Genomic DNA, 17,660 nt, shown 5'->3' on the forward strand with positions numbered 1-17,660 from the left:
GTGCTGGTATCAGTGCCATGAGGTTTCTGCCGTACTCCACCAAGCCCCTTCGCCTGTTCGTCCAACTGATGAGCGATATCACCGTCTCGTTGTGGACGACGATATGGGTGTTCATCGGTCTCGCGGTGCACAGCGCCATCTCGACGATCGCCGTTGCCGGCCGGCAGGTCGAGAGCGGCTCGAAAGGAGTTGCCGGCAACCTCGAGTCGGCAGGTCATGCCGCGCAGCACATTCCATTGGTGGGCGACGCGGTCAGCAAGCCGCTCACCGCCGCCAGTCAGGCCGCTCTGGACATCGCGGGCGCCGGCCATGACCTGGACACCACGGCGACGTGGCTGGCGGTGGTGCTCGCGCTGGCCGTCGCCGCGACCCCGATCCTGGCGGTGACCATGCCGTGGCTGTTCCTGCGGGTGCGGTTCTTTCGGCGCAAGTTGGCGGTGACCGCATTGGCCAGGACCGCGGCCGGTCAACAGCTACTTGCGCTGCGCGCGTTGGCCAACCGAGCACCGGCCAAATTGGCCTCGGTCAGCGAGGATCCGGTCGGCGGGTGGCGAAACGAGGATCCCGTCGTCATCCGCGGTCTGGCGGCGCTCGAATTGAAAGCGGCAGGGATCAGGCTGCGGATGCCTTAGTAGTTCACGCGGCGGTTGCCCACCTCGTCACACCAGCCACACCCGCACCCGAAAAGCTGGCCATAGTACGACTTGCGGTTCGATATCGCGGGCGACATCACACCGGCAGCCGGCCATCCATGGTGTGCTGCTGCGCCGCACGTCGGACCAGGCGATCGGCTTGTTCCCGTCGGTAACCGGATACAGCCGCGTAGCAACACATTTCACCGCAGCGCCGCCCTAGACTGCCAGCCGCTATCGAGTGGACACGCTCACGGTGCCATAGCTGGTTGCCCCGTCCGCGCCGCCGCGAACTGGGGTCCAGGGGCGCACAAGCGTCATGGGCCTTATCGTGTTGTGGACCACACCGGGGGGAGGCTGACGTGGACGGCACGCCGTTTGGCCGCTATCGGCTGGTGGAGTTGCTGGGCCGGGGCGGCATGGGTGAGGTGTGGCGTGCCTACGACACCGAAACCGACCGCAACGTGGCCATCAAACTCCTACCCGCCCAGTGGTCGAACGACGAGGACTTTCAGCGGCGATTCCGCCGAGAAGCCCACACAGTGGCGCGCTTGAACAATCCGCACATCATCCCGATCCACAACTACGGGACGATAGACGGCCGCCTTTACCTCGATATGCGCCTTATCGAAGGCCACGACCTGCACACCATCCTGGCCAGCGGCCCCCTACCTCCCTCCCGCGCCGTCCACATCATCGATCAAATCGCCAAAGCCTTGCACGCCGCGCACAAGGTGAACCTGCTGCACCGCGACATCAAACCGTCCAACATCTTGATCGACAGCGAAGACTTTGCCTACCTGATCGATTTCGGTGTCGCGCGCGCCGCCGGCGATTCCCGGTTGACCGGATCGGGCAAAGCGGTCGGCACCTTCCAGTACATCGCACCCGAACGGTTCGGGACTCTGGATCACGAGGAGGACGCCCGCGCCGACGTCTACTCGCTCGCCTGCGTGCTCTATGAATGCCTGACCGCCCACCCGCCTTTTCCCGGTGCGGACATGGCGCAGCTGGTTACCGCACACCTGAGCCTCCCGCCGCCTCGCGCCTCGCTGATCCGACCCGACGTGCCCCCACGACTCGACGACGTCATTGCGCGCGGTATGGCCAAAGACCCCAGCCGCCGATATGCGACGACCATTGGGTTGGCCCAACACGCACGCCAGGCGATCACCGCCCCATCCCAGCTGCCACGCGCTTCACTGGCGCCGAGCCTTGTCTCCGCACCAGTGACCGCATACCGCACACCACCCAAACCGCCCTCCAGCCCGTGGGCACGACCGGATGGCCAACCCGGTCCTTCACCGCTCGCGGCCCCCGCTGCGCGCTATTACCTGCCCGCGAAGCAACCACAGCTGAGCCCCAGGATCCCCCCGGCCAAGCCCATCGCCAAGACGAAATCGATCGCTCGAGTGCTTCGGCGCCCCAAATACCTACTAGGCGTCGCCGTCACAGCGAGCGCCGTCGTCATCGGCGCCGCTGCAGGAATGGCCATCCCTACCGCGGCGCACCACGACTCTGCCCCATCACAGACCGTTCTGCCGTTCCCGACGCTTGATGACCCATGGGGTGTGGCGGTGGATTCCGCCGGCACCCTCTACGTCTCCGACAGCCGAAACAACCGGGTACTGAAGCTGGCATCGGGCTCGACCACCCCGACCGTGCTCGCCTTCACCGGGCTCGCCGACCCCTTCGGCGTGGCGGTGGACAACAGAGGCAACGTCTACGTCACCGACAAAGGCAACAACCGGGTACTGAAGCTGGCGACCGGTTCGTCCACCCAAACCGAGCTGCCATTCACCGGACTCAACGGACCCTGGGGTGTGACGGTGGACGACAAAGGCAATGTCTACGTCACCGACTACTTCCACGACCGGGTGCTCGAGCTGGCCACGGACGCGTCCACCCAAACCGAATTGCCCTTCACCGGACTGCGTCTTCCCCACGGTCTAGCGGTGGATCCCGCCGGCAATCTCTACATCACCGACACCGGCAACGACCGGGTTCTCAAGCTAGCTGCAGGCGCATCCACCCCGACCCAGTTGCCCTTCAACGGACTCAACGGACCCTTTGGTGTAGCGGCGGATCATGCGGGCAATCTGTACGTCGCCGACTACTTCCACGACCGGGTGCTCAGGCTAGCCGCGGGATCATCGACCCCGACCGTGCTCCCCTTCACCGGACTCAGCAATCCCGCGGGTGTGACAGTGAGCGACAGCGGCGCCGTCTATGTCGTCGACGGCGACAAGAACAACGGCAGGGTTGTGCAACTCACGACGGGGTAATCGCATGCTGGGCCTCTAGCGCCTGCTCGCGACGCGCCCCAACCCACGCAAGAAACCCGCGACAACCACAATCCCCCACGCCACCAACGCATCCCAGAAGAAGACCAGTGAGACCGTCGCCAGCGACCGCTGACCGATCTCCACCGACATTGCATAGCTGGCCGCGGAATACATGCCCAACGGAAACACAAAGGCCCACCACACTCCGGCGAAGTGCAGCATCTCGGGCCGGCGGCTGACGCGGTGCAGGCCAAAGTAAATCAGCGGCGGTATCCACAACGAGGCCGCCACCCAGGTCACCACGGTCACCGCACGGATCGTCGGAGCCAGCCAGCCCGGCGCCAGGCCATGGATAACGTCACCGGCTAGAGTCGCAATCGCCAAGGCGCCCATCAAGATCCAGGTATCGGGCTCGAATCCATCGCGATCCTGCCGCTCGGTGATGGCCCGCCACAGAATCAGCCAGGTCATCACGCCGTAGATGCCCAACGCCGCCACCCAAACGGGCACCGCCACCCACAGCCACCAGTGCACATGCCGCCCCACCGTCGCAGTCACGATCGAAAGTCCCGAAGTGCCAACGCTGCCCAGTTCCCACGCGCCGTGCGCACCGTCACGCAGCGCCGCCCACGACCGTGACCACATGTTGCGCACCGTCAATGCGCTCAACGCCAGCCACGACGACACGGCCACCACCCCGAGAACCTGCAACACCACACGATGGGACGCCAGCCGACTGTCCAGCACCGCACACGCCGCGACAAAGGTGAACATGCGCAGGGTTACGTCGGGATCCTGCAGATCCCAGACCGTGCGCCTGGCGACGCCGAAAGCGATCACCAGCACGACGAGGGCCACCAGGCCAACCGTGGCCAGTACGCCCAACGCGTCGCTGATCACACGATAGTGGTGGTTGCGCGCGGCGATCGACATAATCCCGGTCGCCATCACCGCGGCGAACACATCGGGTGACGGCTCGACATCGGCGAGCCGGCTACTCACTGCAATTCCACGACCAGATGCCGAATACCGGTGTGCCGGTTGCTGCGTGTCCATTCGACGGGCTCCACCACACTGACCGATCCGAACCGTGACAAAAGCTCCTCGTAGAGCACTCGCAACTCCAGTCGAGCCAGGTTGGCACCCAGGCAGTAGTGCACGCCTTGACCAAACCCAAGGTGCGGGTTCGGCTTTCGGGCGATATCGAATTGATCGGGATGATCGAAAACACTGGAGTCGCGGTTGGCCGAACCTTCCCAGATCTGCACCTTCTGCCCCGCTTCGATCGACTGACCGCCGAGCGTGACATTGCAGGTGGCGGTCCGCCGCTTGGACGGTGACGGCGACGTCCACCGAACAATCTCTTCGATCGCCGTCGGCAATAGCTCGAAATCCTCACGCAGCCTCCGCAATTGCAGCGGATGCTCGGCCAGCGCCAGTAGCCCGCCGGCGACCGCGTTGCGCGTCGTCTCCGCGCCGGCGCTGAACAGCAGGCTGAAGAACAAATACACTTCGAGATCGGACAGCGCAGCCGACTCGGCGTCATCGACCATGGCATTGGCGACCACCGACAGCATGTCGTCGGTGGGAGACGCACGTTTCGACGCGATCAGCTCCTGGCCGTAGGCATACATCCGCGACCCGGCCTCTTCCACTGACAACTGCGATAACGCAGCCTTGCGCGAGCCGCCGAAGTCGAACTGTGGCTCGATTGCCTCGAACAGCCAATGCCGTTCGGACTCAGGCACTCCCAGCAAGATACAGATCATCTGCATCGGTAGTTCAGCCGCGATGTCAACGACGAAGTCGAACGGTTTCCCCGGCACCACCGCGTCCAGCAGCCGTCGCGCACGGGCCCGCAGATCGTCCTCGACGCGACGGATCATTCGCGGCGTCAGCCCGGAGCTGACCAGGCGGCGAATCTGCGCGTGTCGCGGGTCGTCCATCATGTTGAGCACCTGGCCCGCGATGGCCAGATCCTGCAGCAGCGTGCCGCCAAACGGTCGCGAACCTCCGGAAACCGAAGAATATGTCACCGGATCTCGCAGCACCGCAAGCGTTTCCGGGTATGTCGCGACCGACCAAAACCCCTCGCCATCCGGCGTATTGGCGGTAGGTTCGTGCCAGTAGACCGGGGCCTCGCGTCGATGGATGGTGAACAGCTCGTGCGGAAATCCGTTGGCGAAGTTGTCCAGATCGGTGAAGTCGATCTCCGAAAGAGCGCTGGCGAGAGTCACAGGATCGCACCCGGCGTGTACTTGGCGTCCTCCGGGTAGCGGCCCACCAAGGTGTCCACCATCGCGGCCACCTCGTCGACCTGATCTCCGGCGGCACCGACGAACGCCGTCTTGTCGGCCAGCGCGGCATCCAACGCATCCCGGCCCAGCGGTAGCCGCGGATCGGCAGCCAGCCGGTTCAGCAGGTCAGGCTCGGCGCCTTGCTCCCGCATTGCCAGCGCGGTCGCCACCGCGTGTTCGCGTATCACGTGATGCGCGGACTCACGGCCCATGCCGGCCCGGACCGCGGCCATCAGCACCTTGGTGGTGGCCAGGAACGGCAGATACCGGTCCAGCTCGCGCTGGATCACCGCCGGGTAGGCGCCGAACTCGTCGAGCACCGTCAGAAACGTCTCGATCTGACCGTCGATGGCAAAGAAGCTGTCCGGCAACGCGACCCGGCGCACCACCGAGCAGAAGACGTCGCCCTCGTTCCACTGCGCGCCGGCCAGTTCCGCCGTCATCGAGGCATACCCGCGCAGCACCACCTGAAGGCCGTTGACCCGCTCGCAACTGCGGGTGTTCATCTTGTGCGGCATTGCCGACGATCCCACCTGTCCCGGCGCGAAACCTTCGGTGACGAGCTCGTGGCCGGCCATCAACCGGATGGTGTGCGCCAGCGAAGACGGGCCCGCGCCGAGCTGAACCAGCGCGGACAGCACTTCGTGGTCCAGCGAGCGCGGATACACCTGCCCCACGCTGGTCAAAACCGTTGAAAACCCGAGGAACTCGGCCACCCGTCGCTCCAGGGACGTCAACTTCGCCGCGTCGCCACCCAGCAGGTCGAGCATGTCCTGCGCGGTTCCCATCGGCCCCTTGATGCCGCGCAAGGGATACCGGTCGATCAGCTCCCGCAGCCTCGTCAAGGGAATCAGCGTCTCCTGGGCCGCCGAAGCGAACCGCTTGCCCAAAGTCGTTGCCTGCGCGGCGACATTGTGGCTCCGCCCGGCCATCACCAGATCGCGATAGGACACCGCTCGCTCGGCGAGCCGCGCGACCACCGCAACCGAGTGGGAGAAGACCAATTCCAGCGACCGCCGGATCTGCAGTTGCTCCACATTCTCGGTGAGGTCGCGACTGGTCATGCCCTTGTGCACGTGCTCGTGACCGGCCAGGGCGTTGAATTCCTCGATGCGGGCCTTGACGTCGTGGCGCAGCTCTCGCTCTCGGGCGGCGATCGAGTCCAGGTCGACGTCTTCGAGCACCCGCTCGTAGTCGGCGATCGCGTCGTCCGGCACCGCCACGCCCAATTCCGCTTGCGCCTTCAAGACCGCCAGCCACAGCCGCCGCTCTTCGACGACCTTGGCCTCCGGCGACCAGATCGCCACCATGTCGGCGCTCGCGTACCGGGAGGCCAGCACGTTGGGAATGCTCACAGACAATCAGCTTACGGTCGGCGGGCAGCCTGGCATCGCGAAAGTGCGACTGGCGACGCATTCCCCGAGTAGCGCCGTCGGTGGTTGCACCCTCCCGGCGCTACTGTGGGCCGATGTACTTCGCCGGCGTGGACCTCGCCTGGGGAGTGCGCAATCCGACCGGTGTGGCCATCGTCGACGCCGACGGCCGGTTGGTCGAAGTCGGCGCCATGCGTCACGACGCCGACGTGCTGGCCGTGTTGGATCCGTACGTCCAGGGCGCTTGCCTGGTCGGCTTCGACGCGCCGCTGGTAGTGACCAATCCAGCCGGGCAGCGGCCCGCCGAGGCCGCGCTCAACCGCGACTTCCGCAGGTTCGAAGCGGGCGCGCACCCGGCCAACACGGGCAAGCCAGAGTTCGCCGACGGACCCCGCGGAGGTCGCTTGGCGCGCACGCTGAATTTGGACCTGGATCCATGGTCGAACGCCGCACGGCGCGCCATCGAGGTCTACCCGCACGCCGCTACCGTGGCCCTGTTCCGGCTGCCCCGGACGCTCAAATACAAAGCCAAACCCGGCCGTAACGTCGACCAGCTCAAGTCGCAGCTGCTATTGCTGATGGACGGCGTCGAGCACCTCGCACACGCCGCCGTGCCGTTGCACGTCACCTGTCACAACGGCTGGCTCGAACTACGTCGGAAGGTCGAAACCGCCCAGCGTAAATGCGAGCTGCGCCGCGCTGAGGACCCGATCGACGCCGTCGTATGCGCCTATGTGGCGTTGTACGCCGAACGCTGCCGGGCCAACGTCACCATTTACGGCAACCTGGCCACCGGTTACATCGTGACGCCGACGCTATCCGCCTGACTCATATCCGCACCGGTCGTTGGTCGACGGGGGCCAGCACGTCGATGAGGTCGACGACGGTCGCCAACGCCGCATCGCGGGGGTCCCGCCCTTCGACGAGGGCAGACACCACCGAACCGTCGACCGCGCAGATCAGCGTGCACACCAACTCGATGCGGACCGAACGGCCCGAACGCTCGATCGCCTCGGCCACCGCCTCGGCCCGCTGCCGCAAACTGCGACGCATGCTTTCCCGCAACGCCGGCAGACGGGTACAGGCGATATGGCGCTCATAGCGCGAGATCAGTTGCTCGGCCAGGCCCGGGCCGGAGACGTCCCCGACCAGAAGTTCGACGAGCACCTCGGCAGTGGTCTCCGGACCGCGACGCCGCCGGGACAATGCATTGACCCGAGCCCGTAACTGAGCGACCTCGAGCATGCCGATGTGTTCGACCGCGCGGACAATCAAATCGTCGAGAGACGAGAAGTAATAAGTGGTAGACGCCAGCGGCAGTCCGGCGCGCCGGGCAACCGCCCGGTGTCGCACCGCTTCGAACCCGCCTTCGCCAAGCAGCTCGGCGGCCGCGCTCACAAGCGCGTAACGCCGACGTTCTCCTTTCGGAGTAACCGCTGCAGTCACGCCTGTTTATGGTGCCAGTGAAAGTGGTACCGCATTGCCATTTCGGCCAAACGGCCATGGCATGATATCCGGATGCCCGACTTGAGCCGCCGCGCGGTGCTCGGTCTCGGTGCCAGCGCCGCTGTCGGCGCGGTGAGTGCTTATGCGCTTAACGTACTGATCCAGCCCCGCACCTCGCATGCCACCCCGGTGTCGTGGACCGGATCTCAAGCACCGTTGGCGCCGCCACCGCGCGAGCCGGCTCCGGCCGAGCCGGCTCCGGCGACTCAAGCCGCCCCGACCATGGTGACCGGATCCTTCGTGTCGGCCGCACGCGGCGGGATATCGACCAACTGGGCGATCGCCCGCCCGCCGGGCCAGACCAAGCCGCTGCGACCCGTCATCGCGCTGCACGGGAAGGGCAGTGACGCGTCCACCGTGATGGCCGGCGGCGTGGAGCAGGGGCTGGCCCAAGCGGTCAACGCGGGACTACCGCCGTTTGCCGTGGTAGCCGTCGACGGCGGCGGAAGTTATTGGCACAAAAGGGCTTCCGGCGAAGATTCCGGAGCGATGGTGCTCGACGAACTCATCCCGATGCTGGGCACCCAGAACCTGGATACCTCGCGGGTCGCGTTCTTGGGCTGGTCGATGGGCGGCTACGGCGCCCTGCTGCTGGGCAGCCGACTGGGCCCGGGCCGTACCGCAGCGATCTGCGCGGTGAGCCCGGCACTGTGGCTTTCCCCGGGTGCGACGGCACCCGGCGCGTTCGACGGCGCCGACGACTGGTCGGCGAATTCGGTGTTCGGACTTCCCGCATTGGCGTCTATTCCCATCCGGGTGGATTGCGGCGACAGCGACCCGTTCTACGCCGCCACAAAGCAATTCGTGGCGCAACTGCCCAACCCGCCTGCGGGCGGCTTCTCCCCCGGCGGCCACAACGCTGGTTTCTGGAGCTCACAGCTGCCCGCCGAGCTGACCTGGATGGCGCCGCTGCTGACGGCCTGAGTGTTATGCCGAGCGCCACACCTTTCGGTTGGGACCTGCCTTACGCCTGGCCCCGCAAACCAGTTCTGGCGAGCAACGTTGTCTGCACATCGCAACCCCTTGCCGCTCAAGCAGGGCTTCGCATGCTTGCCGAGGGCGGCAGCGCAGTGGACGCGGCCATCGCCGCCGCCATCACGCTGACCCTGGTCGAACCGGTGTCCAACGGAATCGGCTCGGACGCCTTCGCAATCGTGTGGGATGGCCGGCAATTGCACGGGCTGAACGCATCCGGCCGATCTCCGGCAGCATGGACACCAGAGTACTTCGGCGGCAAAGCCGTTCCCGCGCTCGGCTGGAATTCGGTCACCGTACCCGGAGCGGTGTCTGCCTGGGTGGAGCTGCATGCCAGGTTCGGCAAGCTGCCCTTCGACAGACTCTTCGAACCCGCTATCTCATACGGCCGCAACGGTTTTCTCGTCTCGCCGACCGTGGCATCGCAGTGGGCCGCGCAGGTGCCGCTGTTCGCCGCCCAGCCGGGATTCGCCGAGGCGTTCATGCCGCGCGGAAGAGCGCCGAAAGCCGGTGAGCTGTTCCGCTTCCCGGACCATGCGGCCACCCTCGAAAAAATCGCCTCCAGCGGCGGCGAGTCCTTCTATCGCGGGGAACTGTCCGCGACGCTCGAAGCACACGCGAGCGCCAACGGCGGCGCCATGCGCGTCAGCGACCTGGCCGCCCATCGCGCCGACTGGGTCGGCGCCATCAGCGGAACCTACCGCGAGTACACCGTCCATGAGATTCCACCCAACGGCCAGGGAATCGTGGCTCTGATCGCACTGGGGATACTCGATCAGTTCGACATGTCTTCGTATCCAGTCGATTCCGCGGACAGTCTGCACCTGCAAATCGAGGCAATCAAGCTCGGCTTCGCCGACGCCCAGGCTTATGTCGCCGACATCGATCACATGCCGTTTGATCCAAAGAGCTTGCTGGACAAGAACTATCTTGAGCAGCGGGCCGCGCTTATCGATCGCGGTCACGCGAGGCCCGCGGTAGCGGGCACCCCGGGCGGAGGCACCGTATATCTGACCGCGGCCGACGCATCGGGGGTCATGGTGTCGATGATCCAGTCGAACTACATGGGCTTCGGGTCTGGTGTGGTAGTGCCGGGCACCGGTATCGCCCTGCAGAACCGTGGTGCGGACTTCGTTGCGACCCAAGGACATCCGAATCAGATCGGGCCGAGCAAGCGTCCGTACCATACCATCATTCCGGGCTTCGTCACCAAGGACGGCGCGCCGGTGATGAGCTTCGGCGTGATGGGCGGACCGATGCAACCTCAGGGCCATGTGCAGGTGCTGACCCGCATCGCCGACCACGGGCAAAACCCGCAGGCAGCCTGCGACGCCCCGCGATTCCGCTGGATCAACGGTCTGCAGGTGAGCTATGAAAAAGGCTTCCCCGACTCAACGCTGGACGAGCTACGCCGACGCGGGCACGACTTGGTCGCCGTGGACGACTACAACCAGTTCGGTAGCTGCCAGGCGATCTGGCGGCTCGACGACGGGTATTTCGCGGCGAGCGATCCGCGTCGCGACGGCCAAGCCGCAGCGTTTTGAGGTTTTTCTAGACAACGATTGTCCCCTGCGCCGCCTTCAGGCCGATATCCCTTCGAAAATGGCTTCCCGGCAAGCGAATTGAACTAAGGATGCGGTAAGCCTGTGCGCGCGCCGCGGCCAGGTCGACGCCGGTGCCCACCACCGACAGCACCCGGCCGCCCGACGAGACGATCGCGCCGTCGTCGCGCCGCGCCGTCCCCGCGTGCAGCACCCCTTCGGCTTCGGACCCGACCACGACATCTCCCACGCGCGGACGTCCGGGATAGTTTTCCGCCGCCAAGACCACCGTGACGGCCACGCCGTCGCGCCATCGCAGCGGACCGAAGTCGGCCAGCACCCCGGTGGCCGCCGCATACAGTAGCTGGCCGAGTGGTGACTCCAGCAGGGCCAGCACGGCCTGCGTCTCGGGATCACCGAAACGGCAGTTGAATTCGACCACAGCCGGCCCGTCCGCGGTGATGGCGAGACCAACATAGAGCAGTCCGCTGAATGGCGTTCCACGCCGAACCAGCTCGGCCGCAACGGGTTCGGCGATCCCGGCCACCATCTCGCGGTAGACCTCGTCGGGCAGCCAGGGCAGCGGCGCGTACGCACCCATGCCGCCGGTGTTCGGCCCGCTGTCGCCTTCACCCACCCGCTTGAAGTCCTGAGCAGGCAACAGCGGCACCACCGTGGCACCGTCTACGACGCAGAACAGTGACACCTCCGGCCCGTCGAGATAGGACTCCAACAGCACGGGGTGGCCGGCCTCGAGCAAGCCGGCGGCGTGCGCGCGGGCGGCGTCGCGGTCCGGCGTCACCACCACGCCCTTGCCCGCGGCCAAAAGGTCGTCCTTCACCACCCAGGCCGGCTGCCCGACAGCCATCCCGAACCGATCCAGGGCGGCGTCCAGATGCGCTGGGCTGTCCACTATTTCGCTGACCGCGGTGCGCACACCGGCGGCCGCCATGACGTCCTTCGCGAATGCCTTGGAGCCCTCGATACGGGCGGCAGCCATACTGGGGCCGAAGCATACGATCCCGGCCGCGCGCAGGGCGTCAGCCACCCCGAGCACCAGCGGTACCTCGGGACCGACGACCACCAGGTCAGCCCGCACCTTGCGGGCCAGCGCGACAACGTCGTCGGCAGAGGTGACATCGACATCGTGCTGCTCGGCCACCCGCGCGGTGCCGGCGTTGCCCGGAGCAATGATCAGACCGGTGACCTGGGGGTCTTTGGCCAGCGCCAGCAGCAGGGCATGTTCACGGGCACCGGAGCCGATCACCAGGACGCGCACGAGACGCAACTCTATCGGGCGGCCGGCCCTGAACGCGCCCGGTTGTTCCGGCGGGCCGCCCCCTCTCGGCCCGCCGGGTCACGACTCGGAAGAATTGTAGAACCTCCATCGCAAACAATTCGGCGGGCTTGGGTGCTATGGGGGCCACTGGCTCAGTCCGACTTCGTACCCGAGTGCATCCTCAACGCGTCGCCGACGTTGGCTTTCTTGTCCTCGCCGGTGCCCTTGGCCGCGGCCTTCTTGCGCTTCGCAACGACGGTGTCGACCGCGCCGTTGAGCCCAGAACCGCGCGGGAACCCGAGATAGTGGGTCAGGAAGACGGCCATTTCCTTCAGCTCGGTTTCGGTGAGCTCTCCGTTGAGCAGGGCGGCATTGATCTGGATCTCGGCCAGGTCGCGATTTCCGGCCGCCGTCACCGCCGTCAACGTCATGATCCGCTTGTCGCGCATCGACAGTCCCGGTCGCGTCCAGATGCTGCCGAACAGGTGATCGACGGTCAGGTCGAAGTACGCGTCGCCTTCGATGTTGGGCATCTCCCAGCCGTAGACCTCGTTCATCTTCTCCAGGCCCTTGCGGCGCAGTTCGTCCATGTTCACTCCTCCGTCGACGCTGTGTGCGGAACGCCGAGGCCCTCGGCCAGTCGTTCGAGCGCTACCCGCGCCAAGGGCAGGTCTACCGACACCTCCTCGCCCAGCGCCAGCGCCAGGCTCAGATCCTTCTCACCGAGTATGCGCGCGTGTAAAAACGGTTGATACAGGAAGCTGTCCGGTGGAATGGGTTTAGTGTCATCGCGGAACATGATCGAGCCGGCGCCACCCGTGATGGCATCGGAGTGACGTACCACCTGGCCGAGGTCTTGCAGGTTCAGACCACATTTTTCTGCCAACTTCGATGCCTCACAGGCCGCCGCGAAGGAGATATTGTGAAGCATGTTGCGGGCCAACTTCATTCGCGTTCCGGCGCCCGGCTTACCCGCGTGGACCACTAGCGATGCCCACCGCGAGAACGGCTCCTTGACTAGTGCGAACGCCTCGTCGGTGGCACCCACCATGGCGGCCAACTCACCCTTTTTGGCCGCCCGCCCACTACCGCTGACGGGCGCATCGACGATGTGAATGCCTTGCGGCTCAAGTTCTTGGGCTAACTCGGAGGCGGTGGTATCGCTGATCGTGGAATGAATCGCGATCACTGTGCCGTGCTTGACATTCGGGCTCAGCGCGCCCACCACCTCGCGCACTTGTGCGTCGTCCAGCACAGTGATGCTGATGATGTCGGCCTCCGCGACGTCGGCGACGCTGTCGGCCAGTTGTGCTCCCTTCTCGGCGAACGGCGTCATCGCCTCGGTGCGGATGTCGAACACGATGAGGCCGCCGGGCCAGTCGATCAGCCGCATGGCCATCGGTGCGCCCTGCTTGCCTAGACCGATGTACCCCAGTTTGGGTTGGTTTTCAGACACGCGTTGCTCCTCTACGATCGGATGATCTGTCCGCCGTCGACATTGAAGATCTGGCCGGTGATCCAGGAGGCCTGGTCGCTCAGCAGGAACAAACACATTCCCACCAGGTCCTCCGGCGTCCCCATCCGGCTCAGCGGGATCTGCTGCACCATGGTCTTGACCAGCTCGCCGGGCGTGACGGTCTTGGTGGCTTCGGTGTCGATCGGCCCGGGCGCTATGGCGTTGATCCTGATCTTCTGACCGCCCAACTCCCGGGAGAGCTGCTGGGTCAGCCCGTTGACGCCAACTTTGGCCAGGCCGTAGAAGTTTGAATACAGCCACGCCGCGGTCGACGACTGGTTGACGATCGCACCACCGCCCCTTTTGGCCATGTGCTTGTACACCGCGCGCGTGCACACCAGCACCCCGTCGTGGTTGACGCTCATGAATTTCCGGTAGTAGTCCAGCGGCACGGTCAATAACAAGTCGAGCTTCATACCGCCGTAGATCGCCGCGTTGTTGACCAGGTAGTCGATGCCGCCGAATTCGCTGACTGTGCGATCGGCCATCGCCTTCGCGGACTCCTCGTCGGAAACATCAACGGGCACATGGATTGCCGTGCCACCGTCGGCGACGATCTGCTTGGCCGTCTTTTCGGCGGCGTCGGCGTTGATGTCGGCGACGACCACCGAGGCGCCCTTCCGGGCCAGGGCGTCGGCGTACGCCTGCCCAATGCCCTGCGCGGCTCCGGTGACGATGGCCACCTTGTTTTCGAACATGGCTTCCCTTCAGTTATTCGTGCGTCGAATGTGTACTGGCTGCGATATTTTCGCCAAATTTTCGCAGTGAGTTCACGCTCGACGTCATACCGCCGTCGCAATGAGCTTGGCTTCCAAATACTCTTCGAAACCAAGCAAACCCATCTCGCGGCCGTTGCCGGATTGCTTGTAGCCGCCGAACGGCGCGTCCGCGGAGTACCACACACCGCCGTTGACGTTGACGGTCCCGACCCGCAGTCGTGCGGCGACTCCTGCGGCCCGGTCGGGATCGGCGCTGAACACGGTGCCGGACAAGCCGTATGGCGAGTCGTTGGCGATCCGCACGGCATCGTCGTCGCCGTCGTGGGCGATCACCGTGAGGACCGGGCCGAAGATTTCCTCGCGCGCAACCCGGGCGTCGTTGCCCAGGCCGGCGATGACGGTCGGCTCGATGAAGAACCCGACGTCCCTGTCGGCCGGTCGGCCGCCACCGCACGCAAACGTCCCGCCCTCGGCGATCGCCGAGTCGAGGTAGTGCTGCACGCGGTCCCGCTGTCGCGCCGAGATCAACGGGCCGCAAACAGTTTTGGCGTCATTGGGATCACCGGGCTTGATCGATCCCATGGTGCCCGCCGCGATGGCCACGGCCTCGTCATAACGAGGTCGGGGCACCAGCAACCGGGTAGTGATCGCGCAACCCTGTCCGGCGTGCATGGAGGCGGTGAACGCCGAAACCGCGCACGCTCCCGCCAGATCCGCGTCGTCGAGCACCAGGAACGCCGACTTTCCGCCGAGTTCCAAAAACACCTTTTTGATGGTCGCGGCGGCATCGGCCATCACGCTGCGTCCCGTGGCCGTCGACCCGGTGAACGAAATCATGTCTACCCGAGGGTCTTTCGCCAGCAAGGCTCCCACGCTGTGGTCACTGGACGTGACGATGTTGACGACACCGGGCGGGAAGTCGGTGTGCTCGCCGATGAGTTCGCCCAGCACCGCGGCACACCAGGGCGTATCGGGTGCCGGCTTTAGGACGATGGTGTTGCCCGCGGCCAGCGCAGGACCCAGCTTGGCCAGGTTGATCTGATGCGGAAAGTTCCACGGAGTGATCGCGCCGACGACACCGACGGCTTCCCGAACCAGGGTGCGCCGAGTGGGGATTCCCATCGGCGACGCATCACCGAGATCCTGGCTCCAGGAATAGGATTCGGCGGTGTCAGCCGAGAACGCCAGGTCGTTGACCGGACCTTCCAATTGAGCGGCGGCGGTGAGCATGCGCGGCGCCCCGACTTCTGCGATGGTGATCTCCCGCAGTTCCTCGGCGTGTTGCCGCATCGCGTCCCGCAGCTGCCGTATACACCGCACCCGCAGTTCGGTGTTGCGCGACCAGTCGGTGTCGTCGAAGGCGCGCCGTGCGGCGTCGATGGCTCGGGCCATGTCGTCGGCGTCGGCGTCGGCGGCGACGCCCAGCACTTCCTCGGTGGCCGGGTTGATCGTCGGGAAGGTGCCCGCACTGCCCGGACCGGGCTTGCCGTCGATGAACAGTGCGCTAACGCCGTCGGCGAGCAACGCCATATTTTGCTCCAATCGAATGGACAACTGTCCGATATCGCTCTGTGCAGACCATAGCGGTGTGGTCGTCGGGGGTGCAAGGGCCGATCGCTAAGAGTACCCGGAAGCGCGCCTTAGCTGCGTTTTACCGCCGGGGTTGCTTCATCACCGGATCATCCTCTAGCTTGGACATGTGTCCAGCGATGCACTGGTTACCACCGACCCCAAACACCAGGGCGGCGGGGCGCCACGCAACCGCCGCCAGGAAGAGACCTTCCGCAAGGTGCTGGCGGCCGGTATGGAGACGCTGCGCGAGAACTCCTACGCCGACCTGACGGTGCGCATGGTTGCGGCCCGCGCCAAAGTGGCTCCGGCGACCGCCTACACGTACTTCTCGTCGAAGAACCATCTGATCGCCGAGGTCTACCTCGACCTGGTCCGGCAGGTGCCTTATTTCACCGATGTCAACGACCCGATGCCCACCCGGGTGCATCAGGTGGTGCGGCACTTGGCGCTGGTGGTCGCTGACGAGCCGGAGGTTGGCGCGGCGTGTACGGCGGCGTTGCTCGGCGGCGCCAGCGATCCTGCTGTGCGCGACGCCCGCGACCGGATCGGCGCGGAGATCCACCGCCGCATCACCTCTGCCATCGGGCCCGGCGCGGACCCCAGCACGGTTGCGGCGCTCGAGATGGCCTTCTTTGGCGCACTGGTCCAAGCCGGCAGCGGGGAATCGACGTATCACAAGATCGCGGACCGGTTGGCCGACGCAGTACGGCTCATCCTGGCCGGCGCCGAGAAAACGCGGAGCGAGCAATGACGGTTCAAGTTGGCGGCCCCGAGCTGGTGCTCGATCCCTACGACTACGACTTCCACGAAGACCCCTACCCGTACTACAAGCGGCTGCGCGACGAGGCCCCGCTGTACCACAACGAGAAGCTGGGCTTCTGGGCCCTGTCGCGGCATCGTGATGTGCTGCAAGGGTTCCGCAACAGCACCACGCTTTCCAACCGCGACGGCGTCTCGCTGGATCCGGTGTCGCGCGGACCGCACGCTTCCAAAACGATGTCGTTCCTCGCCATGGATGACCCGGACCATCTGCGGCTGCGCACGCTGGTGTCAAAAGGCTTCACCCCGAGACGGATTCGCGAGCTCGAGCCAAGGGTGACCCAGCTGGCCGTCCAGCACCTGGACACCATGCTGGAGAAAGCGGGTTCGGGAACCGTCGACTATGTGGCGGAATTCGCCGGCAAGCTGCCCATGGACGTGATCTCGGAGCTGATGGGTGTGCCGGTAGCAGACCGTGACCGCATCCGGGCGATGGCTGATGGCGTGATGCACCGCGAGGACGGCGTCACCGACGTTCCGGCCTCGGCGATCGAGGCGTCGATCAATCTGATCGTCTACTACCAGGCGATGATCGCCGAACGCCGTAAGAAGCCGACCGACGATCTCACCTCTGCGCTGCTCGAAGCCGAGATCGACGGTGACCGGCTCACCGATCAAGAAGTCCTGGGCTTCATGTTCCTAATGGTGATCGCCGGCAACGAGACGACCACCAAACTCCTTGCCAATGCTGCATTCTGGGGCTACAAGAACCCCGACCAGTTGGCCCCGATCTACGACGACCTGTCCAGAGTGCCGCTGTGGGTCGAGGAGACGCTGCGTTATGACACCTCAAGCCAGATCCTGGCCCGCACGGTCTCCGGAGAACTCACCCTCTACGACACCACGATTCCCGAAGGGGACGTTCTGCTGCTGCTTCCGGGTTCCGCACATCGCGACGAGCGGGTGTTCGACCGTCCCGACGATTATCTGATCGGGCGCGACATCGGGTCCAAACTCATGAGTTTCGGCAGCGGCGCGCACTTCTGCCTGGGCGCGCATCTGGCCCGGATGGAAGCCCGGGTCGCGCTCACCGAGCTCTTCAAGCGAATCCGCGGGTATCAGGTCGACGAGGCCAACGCCGTCCGCGTCCACTCCAGCAATGTCCGCGGGTTCGCCCACCTACCCATCGCCGTGGAGGTCGCCTGA

Annotated in this window: 16 protein-coding genes; 7 read left to right on the forward strand and 9 right to left on the reverse strand. The window is 65.4% G+C overall.

What is annotated here, in order from left to right; all coding sequences use genetic code 11:
• Positions 1 to 17: 17 nt before the first annotated feature.
• Both AC5Y2L_RS14965 and AC5Y2L_RS14970 read left to right on the forward strand, forming a co-directional pair.
• A complete protein-coding gene (locus tag AC5Y2L_RS14965; protein WP_499935138.1) occupies positions 18 to 632 on the forward strand; it encodes a hypothetical protein in 615 nt (204 codons plus the stop codon).
• Positions 633 to 994: 362 nt separating this feature from the next.
• Positions 995 to 2,917: a serine/threonine-protein kinase PknD gene (locus tag AC5Y2L_RS14970; protein ID WP_499935139.1), complete on the forward strand. Its 1,923-nt coding sequence runs from the start codon at positions 995 to 997 to the stop codon at positions 2,915 to 2,917.
• 15 nt (positions 2,918 to 2,932) lie between these two features.
• Here AC5Y2L_RS14970 and AC5Y2L_RS14975 read toward each other — a convergent pair whose 3' ends face one another.
• The 3 genes from AC5Y2L_RS14975 to purB are packed head-to-tail and all read right to left on the reverse strand — an operon-like array spanning position 2,933 to position 6,569.
• Positions 2,933 to 3,919 carry a tellurite resistance/C4-dicarboxylate transporter family protein gene (locus tag AC5Y2L_RS14975; RefSeq protein WP_499935140.1) on the reverse strand — a complete coding sequence of 329 codons (987 nt, stop codon included), beginning with the start codon at positions 3,917 to 3,919 and terminating at the stop codon, positions 2,933 to 2,935.
• Positions 3,916 to 5,154, reverse strand: coding sequence for a cytochrome P450 (locus tag AC5Y2L_RS14980; RefSeq protein WP_499935142.1), 1,239 nt, complete (start codon positions 5,152 to 5,154; stop codon positions 3,916 to 3,918). Before AC5Y2L_RS14980 ends, AC5Y2L_RS14975 begins: the two co-directional genes overlap by 4 nt.
• Positions 5,151 to 6,569: an adenylosuccinate lyase gene (gene purB, locus AC5Y2L_RS14985; RefSeq protein WP_499935143.1), complete on the reverse strand. Its 1,419-nt coding sequence runs from the start codon at positions 6,567 to 6,569 to the stop codon at positions 5,151 to 5,153. Before purB ends, AC5Y2L_RS14980 begins: the two co-directional genes overlap by 4 nt.
• Before the next feature lie 113 nt (positions 6,570 to 6,682).
• Here purB and AC5Y2L_RS14990 point away from each other — a divergent pair, with 113 nt between their 5' ends.
• Positions 6,683 to 7,414 carry a DUF429 domain-containing protein gene (locus AC5Y2L_RS14990; RefSeq protein ID WP_499935144.1) on the forward strand — a complete coding sequence of 244 codons (732 nt, stop codon included), beginning with the start codon at positions 6,683 to 6,685 and terminating at the stop codon, positions 7,412 to 7,414.
• Position 7,415: 1 nt separating this feature from the next.
• Here the strand turns inward: AC5Y2L_RS14990 and AC5Y2L_RS14995 are convergent, their stop codons facing one another.
• Positions 7,416 to 8,033 (reverse strand): TetR/AcrR family transcriptional regulator, encoded by a 618-nt coding sequence (locus tag AC5Y2L_RS14995; protein ID WP_499935146.1) that lies wholly within the window; start codon positions 8,031 to 8,033, stop codon positions 7,416 to 7,418.
• A gap of 72 nt (positions 8,034 to 8,105) precedes the next feature.
• Here AC5Y2L_RS14995 and AC5Y2L_RS15000 point away from each other — a divergent pair, with 72 nt between their 5' ends.
• Together AC5Y2L_RS15000 and AC5Y2L_RS15005 are read left to right on the forward strand one after the other, a co-directional pair.
• On the forward strand, positions 8,106 to 9,017 hold the full coding sequence (locus AC5Y2L_RS15000) for an alpha/beta hydrolase (RefSeq protein ID WP_499935147.1): 912 nt from the start codon (positions 8,106 to 8,108) through the stop codon (positions 9,015 to 9,017).
• Positions 9,018 to 9,022: 5 nt separating this feature from the next.
• On the forward strand, positions 9,023 to 10,612 hold the full coding sequence (locus AC5Y2L_RS15005; RefSeq protein ID WP_499935149.1) for a gamma-glutamyltransferase family protein: 1,590 nt from the start codon (positions 9,023 to 9,025) through the stop codon (positions 10,610 to 10,612).
• 7 nt (positions 10,613 to 10,619) lie between these two features.
• On the opposite strand, the gene purD is transcribed toward AC5Y2L_RS15005, so the two are convergent.
• The 5 genes from purD to AC5Y2L_RS15030 form a co-directional block, all read right to left on the reverse strand.
• A complete protein-coding gene (gene purD, locus AC5Y2L_RS15010) occupies positions 10,620 to 11,888 on the reverse strand; it encodes a phosphoribosylamine--glycine ligase (RefSeq protein ID WP_499935151.1) in 1,269 nt (422 codons plus the stop codon).
• Positions 11,889 to 12,040: 152 nt separating this feature from the next.
• Positions 12,041 to 12,478 (reverse strand): carboxymuconolactone decarboxylase family protein, encoded by a 438-nt coding sequence (locus AC5Y2L_RS15015; RefSeq protein WP_499935153.1) that lies wholly within the window; start codon positions 12,476 to 12,478, stop codon positions 12,041 to 12,043.
• Between the two features lie 2 nt (positions 12,479 to 12,480).
• A complete protein-coding gene (locus AC5Y2L_RS15020; protein WP_499935154.1) occupies positions 12,481 to 13,344 on the reverse strand; it encodes an NAD(P)-dependent oxidoreductase in 864 nt (287 codons plus the stop codon).
• An 11-nt stretch (positions 13,345 to 13,355) separates the two neighbouring features.
• Positions 13,356 to 14,102: an SDR family oxidoreductase gene (locus tag AC5Y2L_RS15025; RefSeq protein ID WP_499935156.1), complete on the reverse strand. Its 747-nt coding sequence runs from the start codon at positions 14,100 to 14,102 to the stop codon at positions 13,356 to 13,358.
• An 84-nt stretch (positions 14,103 to 14,186) separates the two neighbouring features.
• Positions 14,187 to 15,653, reverse strand: a complete 1,467-nt coding sequence (locus AC5Y2L_RS15030) for an aldehyde dehydrogenase (protein ID WP_499935157.1) — start codon at positions 15,651 to 15,653, stop codon at positions 14,187 to 14,189.
• Positions 15,654 to 15,822: 169 nt separating this feature from the next.
• Here AC5Y2L_RS15030 and AC5Y2L_RS15035 point away from each other — a divergent pair, with 169 nt between their 5' ends.
• Positions 15,823 to 16,446, forward strand: coding sequence for a TetR/AcrR family transcriptional regulator (locus AC5Y2L_RS15035; protein WP_499935158.1), 624 nt, complete (start codon positions 15,823 to 15,825; stop codon positions 16,444 to 16,446).
• Positions 16,443 to 17,660, forward strand: a complete 1,218-nt coding sequence (locus AC5Y2L_RS15040; RefSeq protein ID WP_499935160.1) for a cytochrome P450 — start codon at positions 16,443 to 16,445, stop codon at positions 17,658 to 17,660. The genes AC5Y2L_RS15035 and AC5Y2L_RS15040 overlap by 4 nt, the downstream gene beginning before the upstream one ends.

This window comes from Mycobacterium sp. NGS66 (genome assembly GCF_059812225.1).